Source organism: Kitasatospora sp. CMC57 (genome assembly GCF_045866025.2).
In the GTDB taxonomy this organism is placed as follows: Bacteria; Actinomycetota; Actinomycetes; order Streptomycetales; family Streptomycetaceae; genus Kitasatospora.
Genome location: NZ_AP035881.2, coordinates 4577885 through 4596489, shown reverse-complemented (window position 1 = coordinate 4596489; position 18605 = coordinate 4577885). Strand labels below are relative to the sequence as shown.

Below are 18605 nucleotides of genomic sequence, written 5' to 3'. Positions count from 1 at the left end.
AGGTGCGTCAGCACGGTAATACCGTGTCACCCGTGGGAGCACAACCCCCGAAAGCGCTCCGGTCCGGACAAAACGGTCCACCGTCCTTGCCCCTCGCGCTCGTTGATACGTACAGGACGGGTTCCAGGTTCCCGGAGCCGCGTTGTCCTACCCGGGATCTACGCTGCTGGGCATGACCGCCCCGAGTTCTCCCGCCCCGACCGTCGAACTCTCCGCCGACGACGCCCGCCGGATCGCCCTGCGCGCCCAGGGCCTGCTCGGCGCGCCGGACCGCAGGGCCGGCGTCCGGGGCGTGCTGCGCCGGCTGGGCGCGGTCCAGCTGGACACCATCTCGGTGCTGGCCCGCTCGCACGAGCTGATCCCGTACGCGCGGCTCGGCGCGGTCGGCCGCCCGGCGGTCGAGGCGGCGTACTGGGGGTCGGCGGCCACGTTCGAGTACTGGTCGCACGCGGCCTGCATCCTGCCGATCGAGGAGTGGCCGCTGTTCGCCTTCCGCCGCCGGGCCTACCGCGCCCGCGGCCACCTCTGGGGCGGCGAGGTCAGCGAGGAGACCTACCTGCGGGTGCTCGACCAGCTGCGCGCGGAGGGCCCGCTGACCTCGACCGAGCTGGGCGGCGCGAAGCGGACCTCGGAGTGGTGGGACTGGTCCGACACCAAGATCGCGGTGGAGCGGGCGCTCGCCTTCGGCGACGTGGTCTGCACCGAGCGGCGGAGCTGGAAGCGGGTCTACGCGCTCGCCGAACAGGCCGTCCCCGCCGAGCTGTTCGAGCAGGACCTGACCGACCGGGAGTGCGTCCGGCAGCTGATCACCCAGGCCGGGGCCGCGCTCGGCGTGGCCACCCGGGCCGACCTGATGGACTACCACCGGCTCAAGGCCGTGCACTTCGACGCCGCGCTGCCCGAGACCCGCCTGGTCCCGGTGACGGTGGCCGGCTGGGCCGCCCCGGCCTGGGCCGATCCGGCGGCACTGGCGACCACCCCGCGCGGGCGGCACCGCACCACGCTGCTGTCACCCTTCGACTCCCTGGTCTGGGACCGCCCCCGCACCGAGCGGATCTTCGATATGACGCACCGCCTGGAGGCGTACACCCCCAAGCACAAGCGGGTGCACGGCTACTTCGCGATGCCGCTGCTGGCCGGCGGCCGCCTGGTCGGCCGGGTCGACCCGGCCCGCGAGGGCCGCACCCTGGTGGCCCGTCAGGTCTCGCTGACCTCGCCCCGGCACGTCGGGGCACTGGCCGAGGCGCTGCGCGAGGCCGCCTCCTGGGTCGGCTGCACGGACGTCCGGGTGGAGGCGCTGCACGACGAGTCGCTGCGCCCGGCGGTGGAGAAGCTGCTGGGCTGAGGGGTCAGCCGATCTCCAGGATCTTCTCCCGCATCGCGTAGACCACGGCCTCCATCCGGGAGTGCAGCTGGAGCTTCTCCAGGATGTTCCGGACGTGGTTCTTCACCGTGTTCTCGCTGATGAAGAGCTCCTTGGCGATCTCCCGGTTGTTCATTCCGGTGGCGACCAGCTTGAGCACCTCGAGCTCCCGGTCGGTCAACCGCGGCGCGGGCACCAACTCCCGGTCGTCCGAACGCCGTTGGATCATCGACTTGAACTCGGTGAGCAGCTTGGAGGCCATCGCAGGGCTGATCTGCGACTGCCCGTCGGCGACAGCCCGGATCGCGGTGGCCACCTCGTCGGTGGAGATCTCCTTGAGCAGGTAGCCGGTGGCCCCCGCCTTGATCGCCTCGTAGAGGTCGGCTTCCTCGTCGCTTATCGTCAGCATGATGATCTTGGTGCTGGGCACCACGTCCTTGATCGCGGTGCAGGCCTCGATCCCACTCCGCCGGGGCATCCGGACGTCCATCAGGATGATGTCCGGCAGCAGGTCGGCCGCCTTGACCAGCGCCTCCGCGCCGTCCCCCGCCTCGCCGACGACCCGGATGTCCTCCTCCTCGGCCAGCACGATCTCCAGGCCTCGGCGGAACAGGGCGTGGTCGTCCACCACCAGCACCCGGATCGGTTCGGCCCGGCGCGGCGGGTAGTCCGCCTCCCGGGCCTGTTCGGCCGTCAGACCGAATCGCTCCCCCATCCGTGCCTCCCCGTCACCGGTCAGTGTCCGGCCATCATTCCACGAAGCGCCGCCACTGATCACCCTCCGCCGTCGGGCCGCCCAGCTGGGTGACCCCCGGCGGCTCGGCCGCCGGGGGTCACCGGTTCATCGACTGCTCTTCCGTTGTCGTAGCGGGGGCCGCTCAGTCCTCGTCGGGCCCGCCGATCGCACCACCGGCGCCGCCCACCTCACCGACGGTCGAACCGTCCGTGGTCAGGTGGATCACGCCGTAGTGGTAACCGTGCCGCCGGTAGACCACGCTCGGCAGCCCGCTGTCCTTCTCGACGAAGAGGTAGAAGTCGTGGCCGACCAGCTCCATCTCGAACAGCGCCTGGTCCAGCGCCATCGGCGCGGCGCCGTGCGTCTTCTCGCGGACGACGAGCGGGCCGTCGCCCTCCACCTCCAGGGATCCCATCATGGTCTTGCGAACGGCGCCGTTCGTCCCGGTGCTCGGCGGCTCCGCCTCGGGGAGCGCGGCGAGCGCGGCCGTCGCCTCGGCGACGCTGATCGGGGTACGGCCGTTGCCGCCCTTGTGCACCCGGCGCCGGTCGGCCGACTTGCGCAGCTGCGCGTCGAGCTTCGCCGAGGCCAGATCGAGCGCCGCGTAAGGGTCGGCGGCGGCGGCCTCGGCCCGGATCACCGGGCCACGGGTACGAAGGGTGATCTCCACCCGCTCGGACCGGTCGGCCTGACGCGGGTTGTGTTCCTTGGACACCTCGACATCGAGGCTGATCACCTTGTCGTCGAACTTCTGGACCTTCTCCAGCTTCTCGGCCACGTGCTCGCGGAACCTCTTGGGCACCTCGGTCTTGCGGCCCTTGACGACGATGTCCACGCAGAACTCCGATCCCTTGTGCTGACGCCGATCCGGAGTGCTCACCGGAGCGGACTGAGACCCAGCCGGACCAGCCTCTCTGTCGCCGAACCCGTGGTTCGCCGGGAGCGGCGAGCGCGACTGGCCCTCACCTCACTTCCTCCCCACCAGGAACGCTTGAAACCCCTTGGAGCCTTATCGAACACCTCACACCGGGATTTCGCCTCCCCAGTCCTGTGCCGGTCGAACAACGTAGTGGCGCAGTACGGGCGGTACAGCTGTTCCACTCTGTTTACCCCCCGGTGGGTGAAACATCGGTAAAGGCCTGGACAACACCCTCGGGGCGGACGACCGTTTGGCTCAGCCGCGCCCGAGGAGGCCGCCATCGCCGTCCACCTCCTGTTCGAACTGCTCGACCTGCTGCTGCCCACCACCTGCGCGGGCTGCCGCACCGGCCGCACCCAGCTCTGCCCCGCCTGCCGCACCGCGCTCACCGCTGCCGGGGCCTCACCCGCCGGGCCCGATCCGGCTCCACCCGGGCTGCCCCCGGTGCACGCCGCAGGCCCGTACGCGGACCCGGTCCGGCAGTTGCTGATCGCCCACAAGGAGCGCGGCGCGCTCCGGCTGGCCGGACCGCTCGGGCAGGCGCTGGCCGGGGCCGTCCGGCCGCTGCTGGACGGGCGGCCCGTGCTGCTGGTGCCGATGCCCTCAACGCGGCGCTCGGTCCGCGCCCGGGGGCACGATCCGACGCTGCGGCTGGCCCGGGCCGCCGCCCGGGAGCTGCGCCGGGCCGGGCACCCGGTCCGGGCCGCGCCGGTGCTCGGGCACGGCCGCCCGGTGGCCGACCAGTCGGGCCTGAGCGCGGCGCAGCGCCGCGCGAACCTGCACGGTGCGCTCTGCCCCCGACCCGGTGCCGTAAGGCTGCTGAGCGGCCGTCAGGCGGTGCTGGTGGACGATCTCGTGACCACCGGGGCCACCCTGAGCGAGGCGGCCCGGGCCCTCACCGCGCTCGGGCACCCGCCCCGGGGCGCCGCCACGGTCGCGGCGGCGGTCCGCAGGCGGGTCAGCCCGGGTAGCTGAACATCCAGGCCTTCGGCTTGCCCTGGACCTCGCGCCACTGGTTGCCGACCAGCCGGTAGATCTGCTGCTCGGCGGAGGAGGTGGCGAGCACCGGCGGCACCTTGTCCGACCGGTCGCCGCGCGCCTCGGTGGCGGAGACCGAGGACATCGAGTCGCCGCCCTGGAGCGCGAAGTCGGTGCTGACCGAGCCGTCCGTCCCGAAGTAGTGCAGCTGCTGGAGCTTGCCGTCCTCCTTGCCGAGCACCAGTAGCTGGTCGGTGTCGGCCCAGGAGACCGAGACCACCTCGCTGAGCACGGTGCCGACGGACCGCAGCCCGGTCACCGTGGCGGCGGGGGCGGCCGAGGTGCCCGAGTGCTCGATCCGGCCGATCAGCAGGCCCTGACGGCCCTGGTCGGCCACCACCAGCGCGATCCTGGTCCCGTCCGAGGAGACCTTGAGCGAACGGACGCTGCGCCGGTCCAGGCCCTCGATCCGGACCGGCACGACGGTCCTGCCGCGGACCACCTTCACCTCGGTGCCCTCCGGCTCGCGATCCACCACCCAGAGCGAGCCGCGCCCGTCCCAGCTCGGCGAGGTCAGTCCGGCCTCCGGTCCGACGGCCGGGCTGGTCAGCACCGGCTCGCCGAGCTTGCCGCCCTCGGTGACGCCCAGCCGCCTGCGGTCGGAGCTGATCACGGCGGCCTCCAAGCCGTCCCTGCGGACCGCGAAGGCCGCGGGCCGCTGCGGGTTCTCCTGCCCCAGCACGCCGGTCACCGGCATGGTCCTCGCGTCCTCCGAGGCCTGGATCAACTGGCCGTTCCCCAGCAGGTAGTACTGCTGCGTTCCGGCCGTTCCGCCGGCCAGGACGCCCGGCGCGATCTGCGCGGTGCGGCCCGCGTCGGTCTGGCAGCCGCCCCGGTCACCCTGGAGGTCCAGCCGCATCAACTGGGACTTGCCCTGCAGGTCGGAGAGGGTGTGAAAGAGCTGGGCCGCCATCTGCTGGCAGTACGGCTGGCGGCCGCCGAAGTCCGGCACGCTGATCTTCACGGTGGCCACCCCGCTGTCGCTCACCGTGACGGTGTCGCGGATCTTGGTGGTCCGGTCGAAGACCGGGTCCACCACGTTGGCGAGCCAGCTCGACGGCCCCTCGACCAAGGCCTTGGCGGCGGAGGTGAACGGGTCTATTCGGCGCCGCAGGTAAACCGGGTCGGGCACCAGCACCGGGGTCTGCGGCTTCTCGGCCCACGGGTCGGCGACGGTCGGGTAGTAGAGGTGGACGGCGCGGTAGCCGTTCTTGAACTTGGTCTGATCGATGATCAGACCGTCCGGCAGCTGGTCGATCCGCCACTGGCCCTTGTTCTTGCCCTCGGTCTCCTTGACGAAGGAGAAGCGCGCCTCGAACTGGGCGTCGTGGTCGGCCCGGTAGGTGTGCTTGGAGTCGAGCCGGGCGACCTGTTCACCTGTCACCTTGAACTCGGCCCTGGTGTCACCTATCGCACCCGTGGTCACCGGCTGGGAGACGCTGCGCAGCACCACCAGACCGGCGTCCGGTTTCCACCGCTTGGCGGCCTCCACCGTCAGGTACTCGGCGGCCGTGGCGTACGCGGGCTCGTCCGCGTTGGCCGCGTCCAGGAAGCCCGTCAGCAGGCTGTTCGGCCCGTCACCCGGATACGGGGCCACCGGGTAGACCCGGACCTGGAGGTTCTCGGACCCGCCGGCCTGCTGGAGTTCGACCCGCTCCGGCGGCCCGTCGGAGGGCATCGCGACGCAGCCCGCGGTGAGTGTCGAGACGATCACCATGCCGAGCGCGGCCACGGCCCGTCGGTCAGTCCTGCCCGTCCTCGGCACGCCCGGCCCCCTCCGTCTCGCTCTGGTCGGCGCCGTCGGACGCCTTCGGCACGGTCGGCGGCCTGACCGCCGAACGGTCCACCACCACCTGGGCACCGGTCGCACCGTACCCCGCCGCCACGGCCCAGACGTCCGAGGGGTCGGAGACCGGTGCGGTCGGCGCCTTGCCCAGGCCGGGGCCGATACTCAGCACCCCGCCGAGACCGCTGCCGAAGCCGCCGTTGGGCGTCTCCGGGGTCTCCGGGACCTCGCCGCCGGGCTCGCCCGTCACGGTCAGGGCGGTCGCCCCGGCCGGGCGGGCCCGCCGGTACGGCGCACCGGTGGAGTTCAGGCCGCGGTTGTGCCGGGAGTCCTCCGGCTCCAGCCGGAACGGGGCCCGGCCGATCTCGCCGCCGCGGGTGCGCGGCAGGGTGAGCCGGAAGTGCGAGCCACCGCCGGGCTCGCCCCAGGCCTGGAGCCAGCCGCCGTGCAGATGGGCGTCCTCGACCGCGATCGACAGCCCCAGGCCGGTGCCGCCGGTGGTCCGTACCCGGGACGGGTCGGCCCGCCAGAAGCGGTGGAACACCCGGGACGCCTCGCCGGGCTTGAGCCCGATCCCGTAGTCCCGGACGCCGACCGCGACCGCGCCGCCGGCCGAACCGAGCCGGATCACCACGTCCCGGCCCTCGCCGTGCTCCAGCGCGTTGACCACCAGGTTGCGCAGGATGCGCTCGATCCGCCGGGAGTCCACCTCGGCGACCACCGGCTCCTCACCACCACGGATGATCACCGCGCTGCCCTTGGCCTGCGCCAGCGGGTCGGCGGCCTCGACCACCCGGCCGACCACCTCCCGCAGGTCCACCGGCTCGGCGTCCAGGATCGCCGCGCCCGCGTCGAACCGGCTGATCTCCAGCAGGTCGGCGAGCAGCGACTCGAAGCGGTCCAGCTGACCCTGCAACAGTTCGGCCGACCGGGCCGCCATCGGGTCCAGGTCGTCCCGGCTGTCGTAGATCAGGTCGGCCGCCATCCGGACCGTGGTCAGCGGGGTGCGCAGCTCGTGCGAGACATCCGAGACGAACCGCCGCTGCACCCGGGAGAGTTCCTCCAGCTGCCGGATCTGCGCCTGCAGCGCGTTGGCCATCCGGTTGAACGATTCGCCGAGCCGGGCGATGTCGTCGGTCCCGGTGACCTTCATCCGCTCCTCCAGGTGCCCGGCGGCGAGCCGCTCGGAGATCCCGGCGGCCATCCGGACCGGGGTCACCACCTGACGGACCACCAGCCAGGCGATGCCGCCCAGCAGCATCACCACGAACAGCCCGGCGGTCGCCAGGGTGCCGCTCACCAGGTCGAGGGTCTTGGTCTCCTGCCCGAAGGAGAAGACGTAGTAGAGCTGGTAGTTGGTGTTGTCGGGCCCGGAGAAGTGCTTGCCGATGACCAGCCCCGGCTCCTCGAAGGGGTCGCTGTCACGCTTGATCATCGTGGTCTGCTCGTGGGAGACCGACGGCTCCGCCGCCACCTGCCCGCGCAGGTCGGCGGAGATCGAACTGGGCAGGATGTCACCCAGGTAGTACGCGCCGCGCAGTCCGGCGCTGGCCGCGCTCTCCTGCACGTCCGAGGTCGGCACCAGGGCGATCACCGAGTAGACCCCGGTGCCCCCGCTGGCCAGGTCGGAGACCTGCTTGATCAGCCAGGTGCTGATCTCCTCGCGGGTCGGGTCGTTGTTCGCCCCGACCCTGGCCTGGAGGTTGATCGCGTCGTTGATCTTCTCCTGCTCGATCTGGAAGCCGCCCTTGGCCTGGCCCTGGGCGGCGGTCTTCTTGGCGTTCAGCAGCCCGCCCCGCACCTGGGCCACGACCACCACGCCGAGCACCAGCACCACCGCGAGCGACAGCAGCAGGGTCGCCGCCACCACCCGGACCTGGATCGACCGCCGGTAGAGCGCCAGCAGCCGGTGGATCGGCCGCCGGAACTGACGGACCACCGACGCGAGCAGGGCCCGTGGACCACCGCGGGGCCGGTGGCCCTCGGTGGTCGAGCTCAGTACGTCCCCGCGCACGGCGGACTCCCCGTCGGGGGCGGTGCCCGACGGGGAGTCGTCAGTCTGGTGCCTCACGTCAGCTGGGCCCGGCCTTGTAGCCGACGCCGCGGACCGTCACGACGATCTCGGGACGCTCCGGGTCCTTCTCGATCTTCGAACGGAGCCGCTGGACGTGTACGTTGACCAGCCGGGTGTCGGCGGCGTGCCGGTAACCCCAGACCTGCTCCAGCAGCACCTCGCGGGTGAACACCTGCCAGGGCTTGCGGGCCAGCGCGACCAGCAGGTCGAACTCCAGCGGGGTCAGCGGGATGCCCCGCCCGTCCCGCTTCACCGAGTGCCCCGCCACGTCGATCACCAGATCGCCGATGGTCAGCTGCTCCGGAGTCGGCTCCTCGGCCCGGCGCAGGCGGGCGCGGACCCGCGCCACCAGCTCCTTGGGCTTGAACGGCTTGACGACGTAGTCGTCGGCACCGGACTCCAGGCCCACCACGATGTCGACGGTGTCGGTCTTCGCCGTCAGCATCACGATGGGCACGCCGGACTCGGACCTGATCTGCCGGCAGACGTCGATACCGTCCCGCCCGGGCAACATCAGGTCGAGGAGAACCAGATCAGGCTTGGTCTCCCGGAACGCGGCTAGTGCCTTGTCCCCATCCGCGACGAAAAACGGCTCAAAACCCTCACCACGCAACACGATGCCCAACATCTCGGCCAGTGCGGTGTCGTCATCGACGACCAGGACGCGTCCCTTCATGGGTCCATCCTCTCATTACCGGATTGTGACCTGCCGCACAGCCGTGCCATTCTGGCGCGCCTTGGCCCGCCAAGTCGGTCATTTAGTAGCAAAGTTCACTGCTCTCGTCGCGGTGGCCGGACGCCCTTGACGCGTGCCGGGACCGACCAGCGATCGCCCGTCGCCACCATGGCACGATGGGCGGCACAGAGTACCGATTCCGCCAGGGAGCCGTGATGACCGACACTCCGGGCTGGGCCTCGCCCAGCTCGCCCGAGCCGCCCCGAGAGGACGCCGGCCCGTCGGCAGCAGTTCCCCCCACTCCGGGCCCAGGCCCGTACGACGCAGCCTACGGCCAGGGCCCGTACGGCGGGACCGGGCCGCAGTCCGGCTGGGGGCCGCAGGCCGGTGGCCCGCCGCCCGGCTGGGGTCAGCCCGGCTGGGGGCCGCCGCCGAGCCCCAAGCCCGGCGTGATCCCGCTCCGGCCGCTCGGCGTCGGCGAGATCCTGGACGGCGCGTTCACCACTGTCCGCACCTACTGGCGCACCATGCTCGGCCTCAGTCTCGGCGTCGCCGCCGTCGAGCAGAGCGTGCTGGCGGTCGCCCAGTGGTGGCAGTACGAGCAGCCGGACGCGGTCGGCCCGCTGATCATGCTGGCCTTCGGCTACCTGCTCGGCCCGCTGCTCGGCATCGTGGCCAGCGCGCTGCTCACCATGGTGGTCAGCAAGGCGATCCTCGGCCAGCCGGTGTCGATCGGCGCCGCCTGGGCCGCCGCCCGGCCGCAGCTGCTCAAGATGACGGGACTGAGCCTGCTCACCGGACTGGCGGTGCTGGCCGTCCTGGCGGTCTCCCTGCTGCCGATGATCATCGTTGCGGTCGGCGACGATGCCGACCCCCGGCTCCTCGCGCTGACCGCACTGTTCCTGCTGCCCGGTATGGCAGTGGCGGCCTGGATCGGCGTCCAGCTGATCCTGGCCGCTCCCGCCCTGATGCTGGAGAAGCAGGGCGTGTTCACCGCGCTGTCCCGCTCCCGTCGGCTGGTCAAGGGCGCCTGGTGGCGCACCTTCCTGGTCACGCTGCTGATCCAGGTGCTGGCCGTGGTCTTCACCATGATCGTGATGACCCCCTTCACCATCCTCGGGGCCGTCTTCGGCATCGGGACCATGGAGAGCGACCCCGACCAGCCGTTCGCCGGCCTGGGTGCCGTCGGGCCGCCCGTGATGATCCTAATCGTCTCGGTCGGCGCGATCCTGGCCTCCACCCTCACCGTCCCGGTCCAGGCCGCCGTCAACGTGCTGCTCTACGTCGACCGCCGGATCCGCCGCGAGGGGCTGGACATCGAGCTCACCCGGGCCGCCGGCATCCCCGGCCAGTACGGGCCGCAGGGGACCTGAGCGAATGCCCGCATGGGGGGAATGGGTCCCGTCCGACGGAGCTCCGGTCACCGTCGAACGGGACCCGGCCCAGGACGCCGCCCGCACCGAACTGCTGAACCCGGCTTACCACCGGCACGACCCGAACCTGCTCCAGCGCATCAGGGACTGGGTCCTCGAACAGCTCGACCGGGCCTTCGGCGCGGTCGGCCTGCCCGGCGGCGGACTGACCGCCACAATGCTCTTCCTGCTGATCGCCGCCCTGCTCGTGGCCGCCCTCTGGTGGCGGTTCGGCCTGCCCCGGCGGACGGCCCGAGCGGCTGCCACCCTCTTCGAGAACACCGGCCCCGCCACGGCGGCCGACCACCGCGCCGCAGCCGCCGCGCACGCTGCGGCAGGCGCCTGGGAGGCCGCCGTACGCGAGCAACTCCGGGCGATCGTCCGGGCGTTGGAGGAGCGTACGCTGCTCGATGTCCGCCCGGGCCGAACCGCCGACGAGGCCGCCGACGAAGCCGGACGGGTCCTGCCCGAGCACGCCGACGCGCTCCGCCGGGCGGCCCGCACCTTCGACGAGGTGGTCTACGGCGAGCATGCCGCCGACCAGGCGGCGTACCAGTCGCTGCTGTACCTCGACCGGACGCTCGGCGCCGCCCGGCCGACCCTGACCGGAGCCGCCGGATGACCACCACCTCCACCCCGGTCGACGTCTTCCCCGGCTGGGCCCAACTCTGGCGCCGCAGCCGGTGGTTCGCGGCCGCCGCGGTCTTCGTCCTGCTGACCGCACTGCTGATCTCCGGCCTCGGCGGCCACCGCGAGTACCCGCCACTCGACCCGCGCGACACCGACCCGCACGGCACCCGGGCCGCCCTCCACCTGCTGGAGGAACGCGGCCTGACCACCCGTACGATCGCCACCGAGGCCGAGCTCACCGCCGCCCTCGCCGAACCCGGCACCACCGTGGTCGTCCCCTTCACCGCCCCCATGCCGTCCCGCCAGCTCGTCCAGCTGGGCCGCCAACACCGCGGCAGCGACAGCCGGTTGGTGCTGATCGGCCCGGACCGCAACGCGCTCGCCGCCATCACCCCCGACATCACGCTGGTCACCGCCCCCGACGGCGAACCGCTGTACCGGGACCCGCTCGCCACCGACCCCGGCTGCGCGCTCCCCGAGGCCACCCGGGCCGACCGCGCCGAACTCGGCGGTCTGCTCTACGACCCGGGCCCCACCGACGTCGGCTGTTACGCCGTCAGCGGCCACCCCACGCTCGTCCGGCACACCGACCCGGGCTCCCGCGAGATCGTGGTGCTCGGCAGCGCCCGGGCCCTCACCAACGACCGGCTGGACGAGCAGGGCAACGCCTCGCTGGCCCTCGGTCTGCTCGGCTCCCGCCGCCAACTGGTCTGGTACCTCCCGGACTACAGCAACCTGCCGGCCGGCCAGGAGCCCAAGAGCCTCACCGACTTCATCCCGGCCGGCTGGAACTGGGCCGCCGTCCAACTCGGTATCGCCGCCCTGCTCACCGCCCTCTGGCGGGCCCGCCGACTGGGCCCGGTGGTCACCGAGGACCTGCCCGTCGTGGTCCGCGCCGCCGAGACCACCGAGGGCCGGGCCCGGCTCTACCACCGGGCCAAGGCCCGCGGCCGAGCCGCTGACGCGCTGCGCCGGGCCGCCAGGCACCGGATCGCCACCGCCCTGGGCATGCCGCTCAGCACCGGCGAACCCGAGCCGACCGCCCTGTGCGCCGCCGTCGCCGATCGCGTCCGGCAGCCCGCCACCGACCTGCACGCGCTGCTGTACGGCGCCGCACCCACCGACGACGCCGCACTGCTGCGGCTGACCGACCAACTCGATGCCCTGGAAAGGCAGGTACGACAGCCGTGACCGAGCAGGCCGCCCCCACTCCCCTCACCAAGACCGACGCGACCCCGGTTGACGCCCCGGCTGCCGTCCCGCCCTCCACCTCTGCCGACGCGCCCGCCTCGGACGCCAGGGCCGCACTCACCGCGCTCCGGACCGAGATCGCCAAGGCCGTGGTCGGCCAGGACGCCGCCGTCACCGGCCTGGTGGTCGCCCTGCTCTGCGGCGGCCACGTACTGCTCGAAGGCGTCCCCGGCGTCGCCAAGACCCTGCTGGTCCGCACTCTCTCCACCGCACTCAGCCTGGAGACCAAGCGCATCCAGTTCACCCCCGACCTGATGCCAGGTGACGTCACGGGCTCGCTGGTCTACGACGCCAGGACCGCCGAGTTCTCCTTCCAGCCCGGCCCGGTCTTCACCAACCTGCTGCTCGCCGACGAGATCAACCGCACCCCTCCGAAGACCCAGGCCTCGCTGCTGGAGGCGATGGAGGAGCGCCAGGTCACCGTCGACGGCGAACCCCGAAAGCTGCCCGAACCGTTCCTGGTCGCCGCCACCCAGAACCCGGTCGAGTACGAGGGCACCTACCCGCTCCCCGAGGCCCAACTCGACCGCTTCCTACTCAAGTTGGTCCTCCCGCTGCCGACCCGCGAGCAGGAGTTCCAGGTGCTCGCCCGGCACGCCGCAGGCTTCGACCCGCGCGACCTGGCCGCCGCCGGGGTCCGCCCGGTGGCCGGCCCCGCCGACGTGGCCGCCGCCCGCGCCGAGATCGCGAAGCTCACCGTCTCCCCCGAGGTGCTCGCCTACATCGTCGACCTCTGCCGGGCCACCCGGCAGTCCCCGTCGCTCTCCATCGGCGTCTCCCCGCGCGGTGCCACCGCCCTGCTCGGCACCTCCCGCGCCTGGGCCTGGCTGGCGGGCCGCGACTACGTCACCCCCGACGACGTCAAGGCACTCGCCCTGCCCACCCTGCGGCACCGCGTCCAGCTCCGCGCCGAGGCCGAGATGGAGGGCGTCACCGCCGACTCGGTGATCCAGGCCGTCCTGACCCAGACCCCGGCCCCGCGCTGACCCTCCCTCACCCTGCCCTAGGAGCAACCTGATGGCCCTGACCGGCCGAACCGCCCTCGTCGCCGCGCTCGGCGCGCTGGTCGTGGGCCTCCTGCTGCCCTCCTGGGCCGGGATCGGCGCGGTCTGCCTCCCGCTCCTGCTCGCTGTGCTGGCCGATCTCGTCCTCGCCGCCCCGGTCCGCACCCTGCGGTTCGAGCGGGGCGGTGACACGACGGTCCGGCTCGGCGACCCGGTGGACGTCGAACTGTCCGTCACCAACCCGTCCGGACGCCCTCTTCGGGGTCGGCTCCGTGACGCCTGGGCACCCTCGGCGTGGGAGCCCGGCACCGCCGTGCCGGGCTCCCGACACACCGTCACCGTCCCGGCCGGCGAACGCCGCCGACTCACCACCCACCTCGCCCCCACCCGCCGCGGCGACCACCACGCCCACCGGGTCACGGTCCGTTCCCTCGGCCCGCTCGGCCTGGCGGCCCGTCAGGGATCCCACCAAGTTCCCTGGACCATAAGGGCGTTGCCGCCGTTCGCCAGCCGCAAGCACCTGCCGTCCCGACTGGCCAGGCTGCGCGAACTGGACGGTCGTACCTCGCTGCTCAGCCGTGGCCAGGGCACCGAGTTCGACTCCCTGCGCGAGTACCTGCCCGGCGACGACGTGCGCTCCATCGACTGGCGCGCCAGCGCCCGCCGCAACACCGTCGCCGTCCGCACCTGGCGTCCCGAACGCGACCGGCACGTGCTGATCGTCCTCGACACCGGCCGCACCTCGGCCGGCCGGGTCGGCGACGCCCCGCGCCTGGACGCCGCGCTGGACGCCGCCCTGCTGCTGGCCGCGCTGGCCACCAAGGCCGGCGACCGGGTGGACCTGCTCGCCCACGACCTGCACGCCCGGCGCACCGTCCTCGGCCGGTCGGCCTCCGAGGTGCTCCCCGCCTTCACCAACGCGATGGCGACCCTCGAACCCGCGCTGGTCCAGACCGACCTGCGCGCCCTCACCTCGGCCACCCTCCGGCTGGCCCCGCACCGCTCCCTGATCGTGCTGCTCACCGGCCTCGACGCGGACCCGATCGAGGAGGGGCTGCTCCCCCAGCTCCCGCTGCTGACCAAGCGCCACGAGGTCGTCCTGGCTTCCGTCGCCGACCCCCGGCTGGACGAGCTGGCAGCAACCCGCGGCACCGTCCAGGACGTCTACGGCGCCGCAGCAGCAGAACAGACCCGCGCGGACCGGACCCGCACCGCCGCCCGACTCACCCGCCGCGGCGTCACCGTCCTGGACAGCCCGCCGACCGCGCTCCCCCCGGCACTGGCCGACACCTACCTGGCCCTCAAGGCTGCAGGTCGGCTCTGACAGCCCCGTTCATGACCGGGGGCCCGGCTCGCGGGCGCCCAAAACGCTGTTGTGGGGGAACTGCGAGGCGGCTACCGAGTGTACTTCGTGCTGGCGTCGGTGCTCTGCGGGGTCGCCCAACCGCAGCACAGGGCCAGGGCAGAGCTCACCGAGCCCGAGTACTACGGGGCGCTGAAGAGCCAACTCCGGATCTTCAGCGCCGGCCCGACTGCGTTCTACGCGGTCAGCACCTTCCTCGTCCTCGCCTCCGCGTCGGCGGCCGCCGCCGCCCGTTCGCGGACGGGCACGAAGAGGACTCGTCGATCCTGAGGGCTGGTTCGCGTCGGCAGGACTTCTCGGTCAGGGCTGGTCGTACCAGGAGAACGCCACGATCCGCCAACCGTCCTCCTCGGTACGGACGAACTGGATCGTCTTGGTGCCGCCGCCCTCGAACGGCTCACCCTCCATGACACCGGCCTTGCGGTACTCGCCGACGCGGCACGCGATGTCCCCCACGACCTCGGTCCGCTCCGAGGTCTCCCACTCGTGGAACTCCGTCAACCGCCCATCGGACAGCAGCCGTTCACGAGGCTCGACGAACTCCTCCACGGTGTAGGTGACCAGGCCATCGGCACCGGTCTTGACGATCACCCCGCCGGGCAGCATCAGCCGACGTATCCGGTCCACGTCGGCCACCTTGCCCTCCCGGTTGTCGAAGGATCCGAAGAACTCGGCGGTCAGCAGATCGATCTCACTCTTTGACATGGCGGGAACGTAACACGGGCCGGGGAAATGCAGAAAGCCCCCCGGCTGATAGCCGGGGGGCTTTCTGTGAATGATTGTTCGGCGGCGTCCTACTCTCCCACAGGGTCCCCCCTGCAGTACCATCGGCGCTATGAGGCTTAGCTTCCGGGTTCGGAATGTAACCGGGCGTTTCCCTCACGCTATGACCACCGAAACACTATGAAACTGTCAACCGCACCCCACCGTGACCATGGCAGGGGGTCGTTGTTTCAGAACAACACAGTGGACGCGAGCAACTGAGGACAAGCCCTCGGCCTATTAGTACCGGTCAGCTCCACCCCTTACAGGGCTTCCACATCCGGCCTATCAACCCAGTCGTCTACTGGGAGCCTTACCCTCTCAAGGAGGTGGGAATATTCATCTCGAAGCAGGCTTCCCGCTTAGATGCTTTCAGCGGTTATCCCTCCCGAACGTAGCCAACCAGCCATGCCCTTGGCAGAACAACTGGCACACCAGAGGTTCGTCCGTCCCGGTCCTCTCGTACTAGGGACAGCCCTTCTCAATATTCCTACGCGCACAGCGGATAGGGACCGAACTGTCTCACGACGTTCTAAACCCAGCTCGCGTACCGCTTTAATGGGCGAACAGCCCAACCCTTGGGACCTACTCCAGCCCCAGGATGCGACGAGCCGACATCGAGGTGCCAAACCATCCCGTCGATATGGACTCTTGGGGAAGATCAGCCTGTTATCCCCGGGGTACCTTTTATCCGTTGAGCGACGGCGCTTCCACAAGCCACCGCCGGATCACTAGTCCCGACTTTCGTCCCTGCTCGACCCGTCGGTCTCACAGTCAAGCTCCCTTGTGCACTTACACTCAACACCTGATTGCCAACCAGGCTGAGGGAACCTTTGGGCGCCTCCGTTACTCTTTAGGAGGCAACCGCCCCAGTTAAACTACCCACCAGACACTGTCCCTGATCCGGATCACGGACCCAGGTTAGACATCCAGCACGACCAGAGTGGTATTTCAACGACGACTCCACGACAACTGGCGTTGCCGCTTCAAAGTCTCCCACCTATCCTACACAAGCCGAACCGAACACCAATATCAAGCTATAGTAAAGGTCCCGGGGTCTTTCCGTCCTGCTGCGCGAAACGAGCATCTTTACTCGTAATGCAATTTCACCGGGCCTATGGTTGAGACAGTCGAGAAGTCGTTACGCCATTCGTGCAGGTCGGAACTTACCCGACAAGGAATTTCGCTACCTTAGGATGGTTATAGTTACCACCGCCGTTTACTGGCGCTTAAGTTCTCAGCTTCGCCAACCCGAAGATTGACTAACCGGTCCCCTTAACGTTCCAGCACCGGGCAGGCGTCAGTCCGTATACATCGCCTTACGGCTTCGCACGGACCTGTGTTTTTAGTAAACAGTCGCTTCTCGCTGGTCTCTGCGGCCGGCCCCAGCTCAGAGTGCAAGACTCATCACCAGTTCCGGCCCCCCTTCTCCCGAAGTTACGGGGGCATTTTGCCGAGTTCCTTAACCATAGTTCACCCGAACGCCTCGGTATTCTCTACCTGACCACCTGAGTCGGTTTGGGGTACGGGCCGCCATGAAACTCGCTAGAGGCTTTTCTCGACAGCATAGGATCATCCACTTCACCACAATCGGCTCGGCATCAGGTCTCAGCCTTAATGAGTGACGGATTTGCCTATCACTCGGCCTACACCCTTACCCCGGGACAACCACCGCCCGGGCTGGACTACCTTCCTGCGTCACCCCATCGCTCACCTACTACCCTGTTGGGTCACCGGCTCCACCACGTCCCTTTGTCCGAAGACTCCGGGCCGGCTTCACGGGCTTAGCATTCAGAGGTTCGACGTTGGCGCTTCAAAGCGGGTACGGGAATATCAACCCGTTGTCCATCGACTACGCCTGTCGGCCTCGCCTTAGGTCCCGACTTACCCTGGGCAGATCAGCTTGACCCAGGAACCCTTGGTCAATCGGCGCAAGAGTTTCCCACTCTTGTATCGCTACTCATGCCTGCATTCTCACTCGTGAACCGTCCACAACTGGATTCCTCCGCTGCTTCACCCGGCACACGACGCTCCCCTACCCATCACAGCCCCCGTTGGGGGTATTGCTGCAATGACACGACTTCGGTGGTGTACTTGAGCCCCGCTACATTGTCGGCGCGGAATCACTTGACCAGTGAGCTATTACGCACTCTTTCAAGGGTGGCTGCTTCTAAGCCAACCTCCTGGTTGTCTCTGCGACTCCACATCCTTTCCCACTTAGCACACGCTTAGGGACCTTAGTCGGTGTTCTGGGCTGTTTCCCTCTCGACCATGGAGCTTATCCCCCACAGTCTCACTGCCACGCTCTCACTTACCGGCATTCGGAGTTTGGCTAAGGTCAGTAACCCGGTGAGGCCCATCGCCTATCCAGTGCTCTACCTCCGGCAAGAAACACGTGACGCTGCACCTAAATGCATTTCGGGGAGAACCAGCTATCACGGAGTTTGATTGGCCTTTCACCCCTAACCACAGGTCATCCCCCAGGTTTTCAACCCTGGTGGGTTCGGTCCTCCACGAAGTCTTACCTCCGCTTCAACCTGCCCATGGCTAGATCACTCCGCTTCGGGTCTTGGGCATGCAACTGTACCGCCCTATTCGGACTCGCTTTCGCTACGGCTACCCCACACGGGTTAACCTCGCTACACACCGCAAACTCGCAGGCTCATTCTTCAAAAGGCACGCAGTCACGAGACACACAGCAAGCTGCATGTCCGACGCTCCCACGGCTTGTAGGCACACGGTTTCAGGTACTATTTCACTCCGCTCCCGCGGTACTTTTCACCATTCCCTCACGGTACTATCCGCTATCGGTCACTAGGGAATATTTAGGCTTAGCGGGTGGTCCCGCCAGATTCACACGGAATTTCTCGGGCTCCGTGCTACTTGGGAGAAGCTCAAGTGAGCCGCACAGATTTCGTCTACGGGGGTCTTACCCTCTACGCCGGACCTTTCGCATGTCCTTCGACTATCCATACGGTTTCTGACTCACCGACCGGCCGGCAGACCAATCAAGAACTTTCCCACGACCCCGCTCTGGCAACCCCTGCCGGGTCTCACACCAAAACGGTTTAGCCTCATCCGGTTTCGCTCGCCACTACTCCCGGAATCACGGTTGTTTTCTCTTCCTGAGGGTACTGAGATGTTTCACTTCCCCTCGTTCCCTCCACACACCCTATGTGTTCAGGTGCGGGTGACAGCCCATGACGACTGCCGGGTTTCCCCATTCGGAAACCCCCGGATCAAAGCCTGGTTGACGGCTCCCCGGGGACTATCGTGGCCTCCCACGTCCTTCATCGGTTCCTAGTGCCAAGGCATCCACCGTGCGCCCTTAAAAACTTGGCCACAGATGCTCGCGTCCACTGTGCAGTTCTCAAACAACGACCAGACACCCACCCTCGGCACCCCTGACAGGATGTCCTCAAGTAGGACCGGCACTGAAGCAACAGCCTCACGGCCGTTCCCTCAGGACCCAACAACGTGCCCGACACACCCGCCCTCACCGACCCACTTTCCACGCCGAAGCAGTACTTGTGAGGCCAACAGACCGTGTGTGCCGAATAGTCAACGTTCCACCCATGAGCAACCAACCGA

General features: G+C 69.4%; 13 protein-coding genes, 2 rRNA genes and 1 pseudogene. 8 read left to right on the top strand and 8 right to left on the bottom strand.

Going from position 1 to position 18605, the window contains the following annotated elements; translation table 11 throughout:
* Positions 1-172 precede the first annotated feature (172 nt).
* The gene (locus ACKUU6_RS20670) at positions 173-1345 is read left to right on the top strand and encodes a winged helix-turn-helix domain-containing protein (RefSeq protein ID WP_407990046.1); all 1173 of its coding nucleotides are present in this window, start codon (positions 173-175) and stop codon (positions 1343-1345) included.
* Between the two features lie 4 nt (positions 1346-1349).
* Here the strand turns inward: ACKUU6_RS20670 and ACKUU6_RS20665 are convergent.
* Together ACKUU6_RS20665 and hpf are read right to left on the bottom strand one after the other, a co-directional pair.
* A pseudogene (locus ACKUU6_RS20665) lies at positions 1350-2018 on the bottom strand (response regulator); the annotation flags it as partial.
* Positions 2019-2241: 223 nt separating this feature from the next.
* The gene (gene hpf / locus ACKUU6_RS20660) at positions 2242-2934 is read right to left on the bottom strand and encodes a ribosome hibernation-promoting factor, HPF/YfiA family (protein WP_407992182.1); all 693 of its coding nucleotides are present in this window, start codon (positions 2932-2934) and stop codon (positions 2242-2244) included.
* A 528-nt stretch (positions 2935-3462) separates the two neighbouring features.
* On the opposite strand from hpf, the gene ACKUU6_RS20655 reads away from it, so the two are divergent.
* Positions 3463-3993 carry a ComF family protein gene (locus ACKUU6_RS20655; RefSeq protein WP_407990045.1) on the top strand — a complete coding sequence of 177 codons (531 nt, stop codon included), beginning with the start codon at positions 3463-3465 and terminating at the stop codon, positions 3991-3993.
* Here the strand turns inward: ACKUU6_RS20655 and ACKUU6_RS20650 are convergent.
* From ACKUU6_RS20650 to mtrA, 3 genes are read right to left on the bottom strand one after another with little or no spacing between them, the layout of a single operon-like run.
* Positions 3977-5788 (bottom strand): LpqB family beta-propeller domain-containing protein, encoded by a 1812-nt coding sequence (locus ACKUU6_RS20650; protein WP_407990044.1) that lies wholly within the window; start codon positions 5786-5788, stop codon positions 3977-3979. The two genes, ACKUU6_RS20655 and ACKUU6_RS20650, sit on opposite strands and share 17 nt — an antisense overlap.
* Before the next feature lie 10 nt (positions 5789-5798).
* Entirely contained in the window at positions 5799-7856 is a 2058-nt protein-coding gene (gene mtrB, locus ACKUU6_RS20645; protein ID WP_407990043.1) for an MtrAB system histidine kinase MtrB, read from the bottom strand.
* Positions 7857-7914: 58 nt separating this feature from the next.
* Entirely contained in the window at positions 7915-8592 is a 678-nt protein-coding gene (mtrA, locus tag ACKUU6_RS20640; protein WP_057236786.1) for an MtrAB system response regulator MtrA, read from the bottom strand.
* Positions 8593-8807: 215 nt separating this feature from the next.
* Between mtrA and ACKUU6_RS20635 the strand changes: the two genes are divergently transcribed.
* Genes ACKUU6_RS20635 through ACKUU6_RS20610 form a run of 6 tightly spaced genes read left to right on the top strand, consistent with a single transcriptional unit; the run spans position 8808 to position 14522 of the window.
* Positions 8808-9965, top strand: a complete 1158-nt coding sequence (locus ACKUU6_RS20635; RefSeq protein ID WP_407990042.1) for a hypothetical protein — start codon at positions 8808-8810, stop codon at positions 9963-9965.
* A 4-nt stretch (positions 9966-9969) separates the two neighbouring features.
* On the top strand, positions 9970-10626 hold the full coding sequence (locus ACKUU6_RS20630; protein ID WP_407990041.1) for a DUF4129 domain-containing protein: 657 nt from the start codon (positions 9970-9972) through the stop codon (positions 10624-10626).
* Positions 10623-11825 carry a DUF4350 domain-containing protein gene (locus tag ACKUU6_RS20625; RefSeq protein WP_407990040.1) on the top strand — a complete coding sequence of 401 codons (1203 nt, stop codon included), beginning with the start codon at positions 10623-10625 and terminating at the stop codon, positions 11823-11825. Before ACKUU6_RS20630 ends, ACKUU6_RS20625 begins: the two co-directional genes overlap by 4 nt.
* Entirely contained in the window at positions 11822-12871 is a 1050-nt protein-coding gene (locus ACKUU6_RS20620; protein ID WP_407990039.1) for an AAA family ATPase, read from the top strand. Before ACKUU6_RS20625 ends, ACKUU6_RS20620 begins: the two co-directional genes overlap by 4 nt.
* A gap of 31 nt (positions 12872-12902) precedes the next feature.
* A complete protein-coding gene (locus ACKUU6_RS20615) occupies positions 12903-14213 on the top strand; it encodes a DUF58 domain-containing protein (protein ID WP_407990038.1) in 1311 nt (436 codons plus the stop codon).
* A gap of 51 nt (positions 14214-14264) precedes the next feature.
* Positions 14265-14522 carry a hypothetical protein gene (locus tag ACKUU6_RS20610; RefSeq protein ID WP_407990037.1) on the top strand — a complete coding sequence of 86 codons (258 nt, stop codon included), beginning with the start codon at positions 14265-14267 and terminating at the stop codon, positions 14520-14522.
* A 30-nt stretch (positions 14523-14552) separates the two neighbouring features.
* Here the strand turns inward: ACKUU6_RS20610 and ACKUU6_RS20605 are convergent, their stop codons facing one another.
* The 3 genes from ACKUU6_RS20605 to ACKUU6_RS20595 form a co-directional block, all read right to left on the bottom strand.
* On the bottom strand, positions 14553-14957 hold the full coding sequence (locus ACKUU6_RS20605; RefSeq protein ID WP_407990036.1) for a DUF4440 domain-containing protein: 405 nt from the start codon (positions 14955-14957) through the stop codon (positions 14553-14555).
* 76 nt (positions 14958-15033) lie between these two features.
* Positions 15034-15150, bottom strand: a 5S ribosomal RNA gene (gene rrf, locus ACKUU6_RS20600).
* 84 nt (positions 15151-15234) lie between these two features.
* Positions 15235-18356 (bottom strand): 23S ribosomal RNA (locus ACKUU6_RS20595).
* Between the last annotated feature and the right edge of the window lie 249 nt (positions 18357-18605).